The following is a 15243-nucleotide window of genomic DNA, read 5'->3' on the forward strand; positions in this document are numbered from 1 at the left end:
AACAACGGGTTAAAGCACGCGGCTTTCGAATCGGCTGGCGCCGGGAAGTTCCAGCACCAGGGCATTGCCGCTCTGCAGAGGCCCGACGCCGACCGGCGTGCCGGTGGACACCACGTCGCCCGGCTGCAGCGAGAAGTGCCCGCAGATGTGCTGGATCAGCGGCACGATGGGGTTGAGCATGTCGCGGCTGTTGCCGTCCTGGCGGACTTCACCGTCGATGGTGAGGCGGATGCCAATGTCGGTCGGGTCCGGGAAGTGGTCGGCGCTGACGAAGGGCGCGAGCACAAAGGCACCGTCGAAGGACTTGGCCAGCTCCCAGGGCAGGCCCTTTTCCTTCAGCTTGGCCTGCACGTCGCGCAGGGTCAGGTCCAGCGCCGGTGCGTAGCCGGAGATGGCATCCAGCACCTCTTCAGCGCTGGGCTTGCGCGACAGCGGCTTGCCGATCAGCACGGCGATCTCCGCTTCGTAGTGCACCGCGCCGCGATCCTCGGGAATGGCGAAGCCGCCGGCCGGCGACACGGTGCAGGAACCGGGCTTGATGAACAGCAGCGGCTCGGTCGGCACCGGGTTGTTCAGCTCCTTGGCATGTTCCGCATAGTTGCGGCCGACGCACACCACCTTGCCCAGGGTGAAATGGATCGGGGTGCCATCGACATACTGATGCTGGTAACTCATGACCGACTCCTGAACGGGTGGGTGGAAGAGGCTCGCCAGGAGCCCGTGCTCCCGCGCGAGGCGCCGCGCCCGATGGCGCAAACGTGCGAAGGGCCGGCCCCTCTATCCAAAGAGCCGGCCCTTCTGGATAACTCGACTTATTCGGCGAAGATCTTGCCGGGGTTCATGATCCCGTTCGGATCGAACACCGCCTTGACCGCCTTCATGTAGCCGATTTCAGCCTCGGAGCGAGAGTACCCCAGGTAATCGCGCTTGGTCATGCCCACACCGTGCTCGGCGGAGATCGAGCCGTTGTATTTCTGAACCGTTTCGAAAACCCACTTGTTGACGGTCGCGCACTTGGCGAAGAACTCGTCCTTGGTCAGGTTCTCGGGCTTGAGGATATTCAGGTGCAGGTTGCCGTCGCCGATGTGGCCGAACCACACGACCTCGAAGTCCGGGTAGTTGGCCTCGACGATGGCGTCGATGTCCTTGAGGAAGGCCGGAACCTTGCTGACGGTCACCGAGATGTCGTTCTTGTACGGGGTCCAGTGCGAGATGGTCTCGGAGATGTACTCGCGCAGCTTCCACAGGTTCTGCAACTGCTGCTCGCTCTGGCTCATCACGCCGTCCAGCACCCAGCCCTGCTCTACACAATGTTCGAAAGTCGCCAGCGCCTCGTTGGCCACTTCCTCGGTAGTCGCCTCGAATTCCAGCAGGGCGTAGAACGGGCAGTCGGTCTCGAAGGCCGGCGGTACGTCGCCACGGGCCATGACCTTGGCCAGGGCCTTGTCGGAGAAGAATTCGAAGGCGGTCAGGTCCAGCTTGCTCTGGAAGGCGTGCAGCACCGGCATGATCGAGTCGAAGTCCGGGGTGCCCAGGACCATTGCGGTGAGGTTCTTCGGCTGGCGCTCCAGGCGCATGCTGGCCTCGACCACGAAGCCCAGGGTGCCTTCGGCGCCGATGAACAGCTGGCGCAGGTCATAGCCGGTGGCGTTCTTGATCAGGTCCTTGTTCAGCTCCAGCAGGTCGCCCTTGCCGGTGACGACCTTCAGGCCAGCCACCCAGTTGCGGGTCATACCGTAGCGAATGACTTTGATCCCGCCGGCATTAGTGCCGATATTGCCGCCAATCTGGCTGGAACCGGAGGATGCGAAGTCCACCGGGTAGTACAGGCCGTTTTCCTCGGCGAACAGCTGCAGCTGTTTGGTCACCACGCCCGGCTGGCACACCGCGGTGCGGTCGAAGGCGTTGAAGTCGAGGATCTTGTTCATGTAGTCGAAGGCCACGACCACCTCGCCATTGGCGGCGACGGCGGCAGCGGAAAGCCCGGTGCGGCCGCCCGAGGGGACCAGCGCGACCTTGTGCTCATTGGCCCAGCGAACGATGGCCTGGACCTGCTCGGTGCTCTTGGGGAAGGCGATGGCCAGCGGCGCCGGGGCGAAATGCTTGGTCCAGTCCTTGCCGTAGGTCTCGAGGGAATCGGCGTCAGTCAGCAGCTTGCCGGGCTCCAGCAGGGGCTTGAGCGATTCGATCAGGGCTTCGCGGGTCATGGGAGGAACTCTCAAAGGATTCATGGTCGTCCTGAGAACAGCTCAGGTCGTAACCGGGCAAGGAAAAGGGAGAACATGCTAGCATACGCACCCCACGCAGATCGCCACTTGGCGCCAAGTGTGGTATCGGCCGGTTCGGCCAGAGCTGTTCATTTTCTCGCCACATCCCGGGACTACAGGTTCAAAGCAGATGAGCAAGACTTCTCTCGACAAGAGCAAGATCAAATTCCTTCTCCTTGAAGGCGTGCACCAGAATGCCGTCGACACCCTCAAGGCCGCCGGCTACTCCAACATCGAGTACCTCAAGGGCGCGCTGTCCGGCGAGGAACTGAAGGAAAAGATCGCCGATGTGCACTTCATCGGTATCCGCTCCCGCACCCAGCTCACCGAAGAAGTCTTCGATGCCGCCAAGAAGCTGATCGCCGTAGGCTGTTTCTGCATCGGTACCAACCAGGTCAACCTGGACGCCGCCCGCGAGCGCGGCATCGCGGTGTTCAACGCGCCCTACTCCAACACCCGTTCGGTGGCCGAACTGGTGCTGGCCGAAGCCATCCTGCTGCTGCGCGGCATCCCGGAGAAGAACGCCTCCTGCCACCGTGGCGGCTGGATCAAGTCGGCGGCCAACTCCTTCGAGATCCGCGGCAAGAAGCTGGGCATCGTCGGCTACGGCTCCATCGGCACCCAGCTCTCGGTCCTCGCCGAAGCCCTGGGCATGCAAGTGTTCTTCTATGACACCGTGACCAAGCTGCCGCTGGGTAACGCCCAGCAGATCGGCAACCTGCACGAGCTGCTCGGCATGTCCGACATCGTCTCGCTGCACGTGCCGGAACTGCCGTCCACCCAGTGGATGATCGGCGAGAAGGAAATCCGCGCCATCAAGAAGGGCGGCATCCTGATCAACGCCGCGCGCGGCACCGTCGTCGAGCTGGACCACCTGGCCGAAGCGATCAAGGACGAGCACCTGATCGGCGCTGCCATCGACGTGTTCCCGGTCGAGCCCAAGTCCAACGACGAAGAGTTCGAAAGCCCGCTGCGCGGCCTGGACCGCGTGATCCTGACCCCGCACATCGGTGGCTCCACCGCCGAAGCCCAGGCCAACATCGGCCTGGAAGTGGCCGAGAAGCTGGTCAAGTACAGTGACAACGGTACTTCGGTGTCCTCGGTCAACTTCCCGGAAGTGGCCCTGCCGTCGCACCCGGGCAAGCACCGTCTGCTGCACATCCACGCCAACATCCCGGGCGTGATGAGCGAGATCAACAAGGTGTTCGCCGACAACGGCATCAACATCTCCGGCCAGTACCTGCAGACCAACGACAAGGTCGGCTACGTGGTGATCGACGTCGACGCCGAGTACTCGGACCTGGCGCTGGAGAAGCTGCAGCACGTGAACGGCACCATCCGTAGCCGCGTGCTGTTCTAAGCGCCGCTAGATGGTAAGAAAAAAGGAGGCCCTTGGGCCTCCTTTTTTTGTTTCTATACCGGGCGTTTCGGTACCAGGACATGCCCTGTAGGAGCGAGCTTGCTCGCGAACAACCCCACAACGAAGCGGTTCGCGAGCAATCTCGCTCCTACGAAAAGCATCAGCCTTCTGGAGTCACTTCACGTTGACAGTGATCTTCTGCGACTCCACCGGCGGGTCGAACGGCACGTGGTTCTTGTCGCCCACCAGCAGTTGCAGGGTGTGCTTGCCCGGCGGCAAGGTCACTTCGGTCTCGGTCTGGCCCTTGCCGAAGTGCTTGATGGTGTCGTTCATCGGCAGCGGCATGTTCATCGCCGGCTGCTCCTTCAGGTCGATCAGCAGGTGGTGGTGGCCGGTGGCCGGCGAATCCACGCCGGCGGGCGCTACGCCCATGCCCTTGAGGCCGAACTTGACGGTGAAGGTCTTGCCGACGGTGGCGCCGTCGGCCGGCTCGATGAAGTACACCTTGGCGCCTTCCGGGGCCGGGGTGCGCGGCATGTCGGCGGCAATCGCGGAAGACGCGGCGAGCAGCGCAGCGAGACCGAGGCAAGGCAACATGGTTCTCATGGGTTTCTCCTTCTTCACGGGATTCGGGGGAACGCGCCTAACATCAGCTATTCACCCGCATGGAACCCACAAGCATAGGTGGCTCCCCCGCACCCTCAAGAAAAAGAATGCATCTTCAAATGTCTTCGAGCGCTCTAGCCTCCGGCTTCCAGCCCGGCCAGGCAGACGGCGGCGGCGTCCAGCTCTTCCTCGCTGAACACCAGCACGCCCATGCGCTTGAGCGCGGCGGCGGTGACGCCCTCGCCGGCGACCTTGCGGCCAGTGAAGCTGCCGTCGTAGTTCTCGCGGTGACCACAGGACGGGCTGCGCGCCTTCAGTATGGCCAGGCGGATATCGTGATGCCGCACCAGCTTCACCGCCGCATCGGCGCCCGCCAGGAACGCCTGGCTGACGTCCTCCCCATCCACCGTGACCACTGGCCTGACCCGCTCCAGCACGGCCATGCCCTGGCCACCGGGAATTTCCGCCGGCGCGCGCGGCGTCGGCAGGCCGCCGGCCACTTCCGGGCACAGCGGCACCACGCGCCCCTGGGCTAGCCAGCGCGCCAGCAGGTCGAACGGGCCGTGGGCACCACCGTCGTAGCGAACGTGATGTCCGAGCAGGCAACGGCTGACGAGAACCTTCTGCATGGGCCAATCACTCCAAATCGAATGCCACAGACTAGCCGCTCGATTTCATCGGGTCACGCGGGGTAACAGGACATTCATCGGCGATCCGTTTCGAAGGATTTCGCACCCGCCAAAAGTCGGGGCGCACGGGCTTCTACCGACCGTCGGCGCGGTGACCGGGCATAACCTTTGGCGGGATTCGCCGTCCGGCACTGGCCGCCTGGGCGGCGCCTGACCAGACTGACGCATCGGCCAATCCCCTCGGAGCCCCCAGCATGTCCCGCCTGTTCGCCCTGTCCGCAGCCGCTGCGGCGCTGCTCCACCTGTCGGTCAGCCAGGCCGCCCTCGAAGCGCTCGACAACGCGAGCCTCGGCGCGGTCAGCGGCCAGGACGGCATCAGCATCCGCGCCGACGTACTGGCGCACATCGGCAGCGCCGCCTGGAATGATGGCGGCGGCAGCGTCTCGTTGCGCAACGTTTCCATCGATAACGGCTGCGTGAGCGCCAGTGCCTGCCCCAACGGCCGCGGCGGCAGCTTGCCGTATGGCGCCGCGCAACTGGGACTGACCCTGCCGATCTTCGGCATCGAGCTACCGACCCTGCAGGTGGACGTGGTGCAGAATGCCAACGGCAAGCAACAGCTCGCCCTGACGCTGCCGAACCTCACCAGCATCAACCAGCAACTCAACGCCAGCGGCCTGCCGGCGCAGACCATCCGCGTGCGGATGATCGGCGACCTCTATGTCGGCAACGGGCGCCTGGGCACGCTGGAAGTCCGCGATATCCAGGACATCAGCGGGACCCTGAAGGTATGGGGACACTGAGCCGGACGGCTCAGAAAGACGAATCACCGCGCCGGCGGAACCAGCCGGTCAGCGACAGGCGTTCATGGCTGGCCGGCAGCACTTCGTGGGGGAACTCGCTGGAGAGGAACACCACCAGCCGTCCGCCGATCGGCGCCAGGTCCAGCGTCTGCTCGTCGGGCAGGTACATCCGCAGCGCGCCGCCCTGCGCTTCCCGCCAGTCGGGATTGAGGTAGAACACCGCCGAGAGGGTGCGGCGATCATCGTCGCGGAAGCGGTCCAGGTGCTTCTGGTAGAACGCACCCGGCGGATAGAGGGCGAAGTGTCCCTCGAAGTCTTCCAGGCCGAGGTAGAGCGAGCGATTGATCAGCCGGCGCAACTCGTCCAGCGCCCGCAGATAGAGATCGCAGGCTTCGGACTGGCCGGGTTCTATCCACTGGATGCGGTCGCCACGGATGCCTTCGCGCACCGTCTGCCCCTCACCCCGGCCGATGGCAGCAGCGGCCAGCTTGCCGGACGCATCACGGGCACGGCACTCCGTCGCCAATTGGGCGATCAAGGCATCGGGAAGGAAGGCGTCCTGCTGCGACCAGCCCTTGTCGGCGAGGTCGTCGACGATGCGCTGCAGCAGGGAAGAATCGGTGTCGAAATCCATGGCGCATTGTAACGTCCGACGCCAGTGGCTCGACAAGCGGGGCAAGCCTTGCCGACAATAGCCCCCGGCGAGCGAACCCTGCCGCCCACAAGGAGTTGCAATGCGCGTACTGCTGGCCCTCACTCTTCTGGTACTGGGCATGCCCGCCCTGGCTGACAATTACCAGCGCCTCTACCAGGCCGCCGGTTGGCCCGAGCAGCGCGCACACTTCAATGACGCCCTGCACGCCGCGCAGAAGCGCTACCAGGGCAACTTGCCCCCGGCGCTCTACCAGGCCCTGGTGGACAACAGCAACCGCCGCTTCGCCGCTGCCGACATCGACCAGCGCGCCCTCTCCAGCCTGCGCCAGAACCTGCCGGACAGCACACCGGCACTGACCTTCTTCGAATCCCCCCTGGGCCGCAAGGTCGCCACCGCCGAAACCTTCGCCACCCGCAGCGACCAGTTGCTCAAGTACGCCAACGGCCTGCCGCGCCAGCAGGCCAGCGAGGCACGGCGCCAGCTGGTGCAGCGCCTGGGCAAGGTGCTGCCGGCCCGCGAAGCCGGCGCGGAAGTCAGCCTGGCGCTGGCCAGCGTCGCCGCCGACAGCCTCAGCCAGATGCTCCCCGGCCTGCTCGGCGCCGGCCAGGCGCAAGGCATGCTCGACGGCCAACGGCAGAAGCTGATGGGGCAGATCGGCGCCGATCTGGATAACACCTTGCTCTATGTCTATCGAGGGCTGGACGATGCCGAGCTGGGCCAGTTCGCTGCGTTCAGCGAGTCCCCGGCCGGGCGCACCTACTATCGTGCCGCCCTGGCCGCCCTGCGCGCCGGGTTGTCCGTTTCATCCGACGGTCAGTGATCGGACTTTACCTACCGCACCTGGGGACCACTCCGAGGAACCGCCCGCCTAGAATCGCTCCCGCTGTAGCGGGGGTGGCGCCTGAGGAAGATGGCGCAAGGAGTGAAGGACACACCCCCACTCGTCCGGACTCCCTCCCTACCCCAATCTCTCGCTGAGAAATTCGAAGTAGCGCTGGCGCAAGACCTCGCTCTCGTTCGCCAGATGGTGCCGCGCGCCGGTGAGCAGCAGACACTCGATTTTCTCGAACTTGTCCTCCAGCACCCTCAGGTTGTACCGCCAGTCCACTGTCTCGTCGGCGTCGCCCTGCACCACCAGCAGACTCTGCGCGCCCGGAGAGGCGGCCTCGATACGTGGAATCCAGCGCGCCAACGCGCCCACCCAGGCGGTCGGCAGGGTGCGCGGCTGCAGGGGATCGCGATCCCGCAGGAAGGCCAGGAATTCGGGGTCGGTGGAGTTTTCGGTGAAACGTCGCGGAATCGAATCCACGAAGGGCCGCAACACCTGGTAGCTCAACTTCGACCAGCCCCAGGCGCGCGGGCGGACCAGCGGCGCCAGCAGGATGGTTCGCCCCAGCTCCGGCCGCATCTCGCCGGTGAGCAGATAGTCCAGCAGGATCGCCCCACCGGTACTCTGCCCGCACAGATGCCACGGCTGCGGCAGATCCAGCGCCTGGGCCTGGCCGAGCAGGCCGGTCAGTACCGTCTGGTACTCGGAGAAATCGCCGATGCTCGCCGCCTTGCCTTCCGACAGGCCGTGCCCCGGCAGGTCGAAGGCCAGCACCGCGAAGCCCATGCCCACCGCCCAGTCGATCACATGGCGGTACAGACCCATGTGGTCGTAGTAACCATGCAGCAGCAGCAGGGTGCCGCGCGCCAGCGCCGGCCGCCAGAGTTGCGCGGCGATGCGATATCCGCCTGCCTCGAACGTGCCCAGGCGGCTGTGCAGGCCGGGGTAGCGCCCGCCCAGGTCGAGCCCGTAGAAACGCTGATACAGGGCGATGCCACCCTCCGTCGTCGCTGCGGTCAGTGGTCGCAGGAGCGGACGCAGCAGATCGGGCTGGAAGGCTTCAGACATGGGCGATTCGCTTATCGGCAGGAAGTGAAAGGGAGCTGTGCGCTGCTGGGATATTCAGCCGCGGCCGTCATCATGGCAAGCTTGACGGCTATCTTACTGGCCGCCGTCCGCGAGAGATGCCATGTCCACCCGCCGCAAAACGCTTATCGGCTGGCTGATCGCCGCCCTCTGCCTCGCCGGCCTGCTCAGTACCTACGCCTGGTACGAGAAGCGCTACATCCGGCCCTTCAGCCAGCAGCCGCAACTATTCTCCGGCGACCACCTGATGCTGCCGGCGCAGCTGGCCGGCCCGGGGCGCATCCGCCTGGTGCATTTCTGGGACCCGGCCTGCCCGTGCAACGTCGGCAACCAGCAGCACCTCGCCGAGCTGATCGCCCGCTTCGCCCCGCAAGGCGTGGACTTCTACGCCGTGCAGAAGGCCGGCAGTCACGGGCAACTGCCCGACACCCTCAAGTCCATGCGCCCGCTGCCCACCCTGCCCGGCGCCGAACAACTGCCCGCCACGCCTGCCGTGGCGATCTGGGACGCCCAGGGCAATCTCGCCTACGTCGGTCCCTACAGCGAAGGCGCGGTGTGCACCTCCAGCAACAGCTTCATCGAACCGATCCTCGAGGCGCTGGTGCAGGGCCGGCGCGTACAGGCGACCCATACCCTGGCGGTTGGCTGCTATTGCCCCTGGACCGGCACCGCGAAGAAGTAGTGACGCAACACCGGAAACGATCACCAATCCATGGCTACACTTGCAGCGCTGGCCCATGAAGGGCCACTTGCTACCAAGGAGTTCATATGCGTCTTCATTCCGCCCTCGCTTTCTGTGCCGTTCTCGCCCTGCCGCTGGCCGCTCACGCGGACGACACGCCCAGCAGCAGCCAGGTGATGGCCCAGCACAAGGAGGCCATCAACAACCGCCTCGCTGACATCGACTACAAGCGCAAGCGCATCGTCGAAGCGAACATGAAGCTCAACCCGCAGGAAGGCGAGAAGTTCTGGCCGATCTACAACAGCTACCGTACCGAGGCCGACAAGCTGAGCAAGAAGACGCTGTCGATCATCATCGACTACGCCGGCGCCTATAACACCGGCGCGGTCAGCAATGATGACGCCAGCAAGCTGCAGAAGCAGGTGCTGGAGCTGCAGGACGACAAGCAGGACCTGAAGGAGAAGTACGTCAAGCGCATCGCCAAGGAAGTTTCGGCCACCCGCGCCCTGCGCTTCCTGCAGATCGAGGACCAGCTCGACGCCATGGCCCTGCTCGAAGTGACCCGCGAGATTCCGCTGGCCGACTGATCGCGCTCAGGACTCGGCACCGCCCTCGCGCAGCCATTGTCGGTAGCGCTCCGGCGGCGCCGAGTACCAACGTCGGAACGCCCGGTAGAAGGGCGACAACTCGGCGAAGCCGCAGGCGCGAGCCACGTCGCGGATCGCCATCCCCTGATCCAGCATCTGCGCGGCACGCTGCCGGCGCACCTCCTCTCGTACATCCCTGAAGGTCTGCGCCCTGGCCGCCAGGCTGCGCTGCAGCAGCCCAGGACGCACGCCCAGCTCGCCCGCGCAACTGCGCAGCGAGCACTCCCCAGCACCCAGCCGCACGCCGATCAGATAGCGCAGGCGGTTGAGCAGGTCATTCTCGTCGAACGTCCCCAACTGCTCGCGAGCGTGGGCGCTAAGCAGGCGGTGCAAGTCCGGGTTGGCGGTGCGCGAAGGACGCGAGAGCAACGCACGATCGAACAGCACGGCATCGTGTGGCTCTCCGAATAGCGGGGTGAGCCCATACAGCCGCCGATGCTCGGTCAGGCGGCGCGGCGCGGTATGGCGGAACTCGATCGCGCTGACGCGAAATTCACCGTCGGTGATCAACGCCAGCAGCTTGAGGAACAGCAGCATCAGGCATTCCATCTGCTGGCGCAGGCTCGGCACGCCCAGGTAGTTGAGGTCGAGGATCAGCCGTACCTGCTCGCCCTCCTCCTGCATCTGCGCGGCGAAGCCCCCGGAAAGGATGTGCTGGAAACGCAGGAAGCTCGCCAGCGCCTCGCGCAGGTCAGCGCTGGCCATCAACAGGTAGCCAACCACGTCCAGCAGGCGCGGCTTCATCACCTCGCCCAGGTGCAGGCCGATGTCGCGGTCGCCGGTGATCTCGTCAAGCGTGCTCCAGAACAGCGGCGCGTCGTCATGCACCAGGCGGCCGCTCTGGGCCGGCGCCGGCAGGCGGACCTTCTGCAGGGCCTGGCGATAGATGTCGGTCGGGTCGAAGCCCAGGTCGGCGAGCGATTCATACAACAGTCGCCGCAGTGTGGCGGACTGGGTCAGCGCGGGGGTGGCCGGGAAATTCAGCTCGGGGATGGACACGGCGTCTCGTTGCTCGATCACAGCAGTTTGACCAAAGAATTCCAGCCCAGAGACATTCGGTCAATGAACGGCAACGTCCTTCCTTTGCAGAATCCCTCGCATAACAACAAGGAGTTGCCGCATGAAACGCACTTTGACTGTCCTCGCTGTCGTCGTGGCCGCCGCCGCGGCGGGTGCCGGCTGGTACCTGCACGGCAAGCAACCGCAACGTGACGGGCAGCTGCCCCTGGCCGGCCTGCACAGCGAGGTCACGGTTCGCTACGACGAGCGCGGCGTGCCGCACATCAAGGCCGGCAGCGAGGATGACCTGTACCGGGCCATCGGCTACGTCCACGCCCAGGACCGCCTGTTCCAGATGGAAATGCTGCGGCGCCTGTCGCGCGGCGAGCTGGCCGAGGTGCTGGGGCCCAAGCTGGTGGACACCGACCGCATGTTCCGCAGCCTGCGCATTCGCGACAAGGCCGCCGACTATGTGGCGCGCCAGGACAAGAACTCCCCGGCCTGGAAGGCGCTGGTGGCCTATCTGGATGGCGTCAACCAGTTCCAGGACAGCCATCCGCGCCCGCTGGAGTTCGACATCCTCGGCATCCCCAAGCGACCGTTCACCCCCGAGGATACGGTCAGCGTCGTCGGCTACATGGCCTACAGCTTCGCCGCCGCCTTCCGCACCGAGCCGGTGCTTACCTACGTACGCGACCAGCTGGGGACGGACTACCTGAAGGTCTTCGACCTGGCCTGGCATCCGGAGGGCGTGCTCAAGCCGAGCCCGCTGGCCGCCGCCGACTGGCAGGACCTCAGCGCCATCGCGCGGATCAGCCACGCGGCACTGGAAGAGGCCGGCCTGCCGCAGTTCGAGGGCAGCAACGCCTGGGCCATCTCCGGTAGCCGCACCAGGAGCGGCAAGCCACTGCTGGCGGGCGACCCGCACATCCGCTTTGCAGTGCCGGCGGTGTGGTACGAGATCCAGACCAGCGCCCCGGGCTTCGAGCTCTACGGGCACTACCAGGCGCTCAACCCGTTCGCCTCGCTCGGGCACAACGAGCAGTTCGGCTGGAGCCTGACCATGTTCCAGAACGACGACGTCGACCTGATCGCCGAGAAGGTCAATCCGGACAACCCCAACCAGGTCTGGTACCAGGGGCAGTGGGTCGACCTGAAGAGCGAGGAGCAAAGCATCGCGGTCAAGGGCCAGGCACCGGTGAAGATCACCCTGCGCAGCTCGCCCCACGGCCCACTGGTCAACGATGCCCTGGGCACTGCCTCGGGCAAGACCCCGGTGGCGATGTGGTGGGCCTTCCTCGAAACCCAGAACCCGCTCCTCGACGCCTTCTACCAACTCGACCGCGCCGACACCCTGGACAAGGCCCGCGCCGCGGCCTCGAAAATCCACTCGCCGGGCCTCAACGTGATCTGGGCCAACGCCCGTGGCGACATCGGCTGGTGGGCTTCGGCGCAACTGCCGGTGCGCCCGGACGGGGTGGTGCCCTACTTCCTGCTCGACGGCAGCACGGGCCAGGCCGACAAGAGCGGCTTCTATCCCTTCAGCGAAAACCCGCAGGAAGAGAATCCGGCGCGCGGCTACATCGTGTCCGCCAACTTCCAGCCGGTCCCGGCCAATGGCCGACCGATCCCCGGCTACTACAACCTGCCCGATCGCGGCCAGCGCCTGAACGAACGCCTGGCCGACACCTCGGTGAAATGGGACCTGCAGAACAGCCAGGCGCTGCAACTGGACACCGCCACCGGCTACGGGCCGCGGGTCCTCAAGCCGTTGCTGCCGCTGCTGCGCGAGGCGGCTTCGACGACCGAGGAGAAGGCGCTGGTCGAGCAACTGGCCGCCTGGCAGGGCGATCACCCGGTCGACTCGGTCACCGCCACCCTGTTCAACCAGTTGCTGTACCAGATCGCCGAGGGCGCGATGCGCGACGAGATGGGCGATGCCTTCTTCGACAACCTGCTGTCGACCCGCGTGCTGGACGTCGCCCTGCCGCGCCTGGTGGCCGATGACAGCTCGCCCTGGTGGGACAACCGCAAGACAGAACAGAAGGAAACCCGCGCAGATATCGTCAAGGCTGCCTGGAAGGCCAGCCTGGACCACCTGCGCGCGACGCTGGGCCAGGATTCGGCGCAATGGCAGTGGGGCAAGGAGCACACCCTGACCCACGGCCACCCCCTGGGACAGCAGAAGCCGCTTGACCGAATCTTCAACGTCGGCCCCTTCGCCGCGCCCGGCGGACACGAGACGCCGAACAACCTGTCGCACCGCGTCGGCCCGGCGCCCTGGCAGGTGGTGTACGGCCCGTCCACCCGCCGTCTGATCGACTTCGCCGACCCCGCCCACAGCCTGGGCATCAACCCGGTCGGCCAGAGCGGCGTGCCCTTCGACAAGCACTATGACGATCAGGCGCAGGCCTACATCGAAGGCCAGTACCTGCCCCAGCACTTCGAGGAGGCCGAGGTGAAGGCCAACACCCAGGGCCTGCTCAGGCTGGTGCCAGTGAAGCGCTGATCCACCGCTGCAAAAACAAAACCCCGCGAAAGCGGGGTTTTGTTTTGGAGCTTGAAAGAGAGTGCTGCGGGAGATGCCGAAGCTCCCTGGCGCGTTATTTCCCCTAGGGATAACACTCGGGGTGTTGTATTGGGCGCCCTCTCCCGCACGTGTGCCAATGGTTTCACTGGAAGTTGCCGCTGACGCTGCCGGCCCTGGTTCGGGGGAGGCCGGTAAACGCCACCGAACGAGTTAAATATTAGTTGGCGATTTCGCCGGAGTAGGGCTTTGTACTTACAGATTTTTCCGATAAACCCAGGAAATCCAGACACTTCGGAATAACGTGCGCGCAAAAAACACGGGCCACCCGAAGGTGGCCCGTGGTTCGACAATCGCCGGAAGCAACCGGCCGACAAGACGGTGTCAGGCGGTGGCTGTCGAACCCTTTTGCTGCCAGTCGGTCGCGTTGGACTCCATGGCTTCCTGGATCGCGCGCTTGCGACGCTCTTCGGCCTGACGGGTGAAGTACCAGGCGAAGAAGGTGAACAGCGAAACGGTCAGCAGGATCAGGCTGGCAACGGCGTTGATCTCCGGCTTCACACCCAGGCGCACGGCGGAGAACACTTCCATCGGCAGGGTGGTGGAACCAGGACCGGACACGAAGCTGGCCAGAACCAGGTCGTCCAGCGACAGGGCGAAGGACATCATGCCGCCCGCCGCCAGCGACGGGGCGATCATTGGGATGGTGATCAGCAGGAACACTTTCCAGGGCTTGGCGCCCAGGTCCATGGCTGCTTCTTCGATCGACAGGTCCAGCTCACGCAGGCGCGCCGACACCACTACCGCCACGTAGGACGAGCAGAAACTGGTGTGGGCGATCCAGATAGTGACGATGCCGCGCTCCTGCGGCCAGCCGATCAGCTGGGCCATGGCCACGAACAGCAGCAGCAGCGACAGACCGGTGATCACCTCGGGCATGACCAGCGGCGCGGTGACCATGCCGCCGAACAGCGTACGGCCACGGAAGCGCGGGATGCGGGTCAGCACGAAGGCGGCCAGGGTGCCCAGCGCCACGGAGGAGAACGCGGTGTAGACGGCGATTTCCAGCGAGCGGAACACCGAACCGATCAGTTGCTGGTTGTCGAGCAGGCCGACGTACCACTTGACCGACCAGCCACCCCAGACGGTCACCAGTTTCGAGCCGTTGAAGGAGTAGATGACCAGGATGATCATCGGCACGTAGATGAAGAGCAGGCCCAACACCAGCATGATGTTGGAGAACGACCAGCGCTTGTTCATACCTTGCCCTCCAGCTCTTTAGCCTGGTTCTTGTTAAAGAGAATGATGGGCACGATCAGGATCGCCAGCATCACGACGGCAAGGGCAGACGCCACCGGCCAGTCACGGTTGTTGAAGAATTCCTGCCACAGCACCTTACCGATCATCAGCGTCTCGGGGCCGCCGAGCAGTTCCGGGATCACGAACTCGCCCACCGCCGGGATGAACACCAGCATGCAGCCGGCGATGATGCCGTTCTTGGACAGCGGCACGGTGATCTTCCAGAAGCGGGTGAAGTTGCGCGCACCGAGGTCGGACGCGGCTTCCAGCAGGCTCATGTCGTGCTTCACCAGGTTGGCGTAGAGCGGCATGACCATGAAGGGCAGGTACGAGTAGACGATACCGATGTACACCGCGAAGTTGGTGTTGAGGATCGTCAGCGGCTCGTTGATCACGCCCAGCCACATCAGGAAGCCGTTGAGCAGGCCGTTGTTGGACAGGATGCCCATCCAGGCGTACACGCGGATCAGGATCGCCGTCCAGGTCGGCATCATGATCAGCAGCAGCAGCACGGTCTGCATCTCCTTGCTGGCGCGGGCGATGGCGTAGGCCATCGGGTAGCCGATCAGCAGGCAGAGGAAGGTACTGATCGCCGCCATCTTCAGCGAGCCGAGATAGGCGTCGATGTACAGCGGGTCGTCCGTCAGCATCAGGTAGTTGCCGAGGTTCATCACCACCTGCAACGTCTGGTCGGCGTACTGGAACACCTCGGTGTACGGCGGGATGGCCACGTCAGCGGCCGCCAAGCTGATCTTCAGCACGATGGCGAAGGGCAGCAGGAAGAACAGGAACAGCCAGAAGAACGGTATGCCGATGACGGCATGCCGCCCCCGTGGCATACGTTTCAGGATCGA

At 64.9% G+C, this 15243-nt stretch carries 15 protein-coding genes; 6 read left to right on the forward strand and 9 right to left on the reverse strand.

From position 1 onward, the window contains the following. Positions 1–9: 9 nt before the first annotated feature. Both SD196_RS25900 and SD196_RS25905 read right to left on the reverse strand, forming a co-directional pair. On the reverse strand, positions 10–675 hold the full coding sequence (locus SD196_RS25900; RefSeq protein ID WP_275609172.1) for a fumarylacetoacetate hydrolase family protein: 666 nt from the start codon (positions 673–675) through the stop codon (positions 10–12). A gap of 137 nt (positions 676–812) precedes the next feature. Further along, a complete protein-coding gene (locus tag SD196_RS25905) occupies positions 813–2207 on the reverse strand; it encodes an FAD-binding oxidoreductase (RefSeq protein ID WP_331319614.1) in 1395 nt (464 codons plus the stop codon). Positions 2208–2397: 190 nt separating this feature from the next. Here SD196_RS25905 and serA point away from each other — a divergent pair, with 190 nt between their 5' ends. Continuing rightward, positions 2398–3627, forward strand: a complete 1230-nt coding sequence (serA, locus tag SD196_RS25910; protein ID WP_275609174.1) for a phosphoglycerate dehydrogenase — start codon at positions 2398–2400, stop codon at positions 3625–3627. Between the two features lie 174 nt (positions 3628–3801). On the opposite strand, the gene SD196_RS25915 is transcribed toward serA, so the two are convergent. Both SD196_RS25915 and SD196_RS25920 read right to left on the reverse strand, forming a co-directional pair. Further along, positions 3802–4233 carry a DUF4399 domain-containing protein gene (locus SD196_RS25915; RefSeq protein ID WP_275609175.1) on the reverse strand — a complete coding sequence of 144 codons (432 nt, stop codon included), beginning with the start codon at positions 4231–4233 and terminating at the stop codon, positions 3802–3804. Between the two features lie 134 nt (positions 4234–4367). Continuing rightward, on the reverse strand, positions 4368–4862 hold the full coding sequence (locus SD196_RS25920) for a DUF523 domain-containing protein (protein ID WP_416310839.1): 495 nt from the start codon (positions 4860–4862) through the stop codon (positions 4368–4370). Positions 4863–5116: 254 nt separating this feature from the next. On the opposite strand from SD196_RS25920, the gene SD196_RS25925 reads away from it, so the two are divergent. Continuing rightward, positions 5117–5665 carry a DUF6160 family protein gene (locus SD196_RS25925; protein WP_275609177.1) on the forward strand — a complete coding sequence of 183 codons (549 nt, stop codon included), beginning with the start codon at positions 5117–5119 and terminating at the stop codon, positions 5663–5665. A gap of 10 nt (positions 5666–5675) precedes the next feature. Here SD196_RS25925 and SD196_RS25930 read toward each other — a convergent pair whose 3' ends face one another. After that, positions 5676–6299 (reverse strand): 2OG-Fe(II) oxygenase, encoded by a 624-nt coding sequence (locus tag SD196_RS25930; RefSeq protein ID WP_343578084.1) that lies wholly within the window; start codon positions 6297–6299, stop codon positions 5676–5678. Positions 6300–6399: 100 nt separating this feature from the next. Here SD196_RS25930 and SD196_RS25935 point away from each other — a divergent pair, with 100 nt between their 5' ends. Then, the gene (locus tag SD196_RS25935) at positions 6400–7140 is read left to right on the forward strand and encodes a hypothetical protein (RefSeq protein WP_275609179.1); all 741 of its coding nucleotides are present in this window, start codon (positions 6400–6402) and stop codon (positions 7138–7140) included. A gap of 138 nt (positions 7141–7278) precedes the next feature. Here the strand turns inward: SD196_RS25935 and SD196_RS25940 are convergent, their stop codons facing one another. Continuing rightward, positions 7279–8217, reverse strand: a complete 939-nt coding sequence (locus SD196_RS25940; RefSeq protein WP_343578085.1) for an alpha/beta hydrolase — start codon at positions 8215–8217, stop codon at positions 7279–7281. A 121-nt stretch (positions 8218–8338) separates the two neighbouring features. Here SD196_RS25940 and SD196_RS25945 point away from each other — a divergent pair, with 121 nt between their 5' ends. After that, positions 8339–8917 carry a DUF6436 domain-containing protein gene (locus SD196_RS25945; protein WP_343578086.1) on the forward strand — a complete coding sequence of 193 codons (579 nt, stop codon included), beginning with the start codon at positions 8339–8341 and terminating at the stop codon, positions 8915–8917. 86 nt (positions 8918–9003) lie between these two features. Next, complete coding sequence (locus tag SD196_RS25950) at positions 9004–9504, forward strand: transcriptional regulator (protein WP_275609182.1); 501 nt, start codon at positions 9004–9006, stop codon at positions 9502–9504. A 6-nt stretch (positions 9505–9510) separates the two neighbouring features. Here SD196_RS25950 and SD196_RS25955 read toward each other — a convergent pair whose 3' ends face one another. Beyond that, positions 9511–10563 carry an AraC family transcriptional regulator gene (locus SD196_RS25955; protein WP_343578087.1) on the reverse strand — a complete coding sequence of 351 codons (1053 nt, stop codon included), beginning with the start codon at positions 10561–10563 and terminating at the stop codon, positions 9511–9513. A 121-nt stretch (positions 10564–10684) separates the two neighbouring features. Here SD196_RS25955 and SD196_RS25960 point away from each other — a divergent pair, with 121 nt between their 5' ends. Then, entirely contained in the window at positions 10685–13072 is a 2388-nt protein-coding gene (locus SD196_RS25960) for a penicillin acylase family protein (RefSeq protein ID WP_343578088.1), read from the forward strand. A 402-nt stretch (positions 13073–13474) separates the two neighbouring features. Here the strand turns inward: SD196_RS25960 and SD196_RS25965 are convergent, their stop codons facing one another. Both SD196_RS25965 and SD196_RS25970 read right to left on the reverse strand, forming a co-directional pair. Continuing rightward, a complete protein-coding gene (locus tag SD196_RS25965; RefSeq protein ID WP_275609185.1) occupies positions 13475–14350 on the reverse strand; it encodes an ABC transporter permease subunit in 876 nt (291 codons plus the stop codon). Continuing rightward, entirely contained in the window at positions 14347–15228 is an 882-nt protein-coding gene (locus SD196_RS25970; RefSeq protein WP_275612032.1) for an ABC transporter permease subunit, read from the reverse strand. The genes SD196_RS25965 and SD196_RS25970 overlap by 4 nt, the downstream gene beginning before the upstream one ends. Between the last annotated feature and the right edge of the window lie 15 nt (positions 15229–15243).

Origin of the sequence: Pseudomonas macauensis (assembly GCF_047902425.1) — a bacterium.
Taxonomy (GTDB): Bacteria; Pseudomonadota; Gammaproteobacteria; order Pseudomonadales; family Pseudomonadaceae; genus Pseudomonas.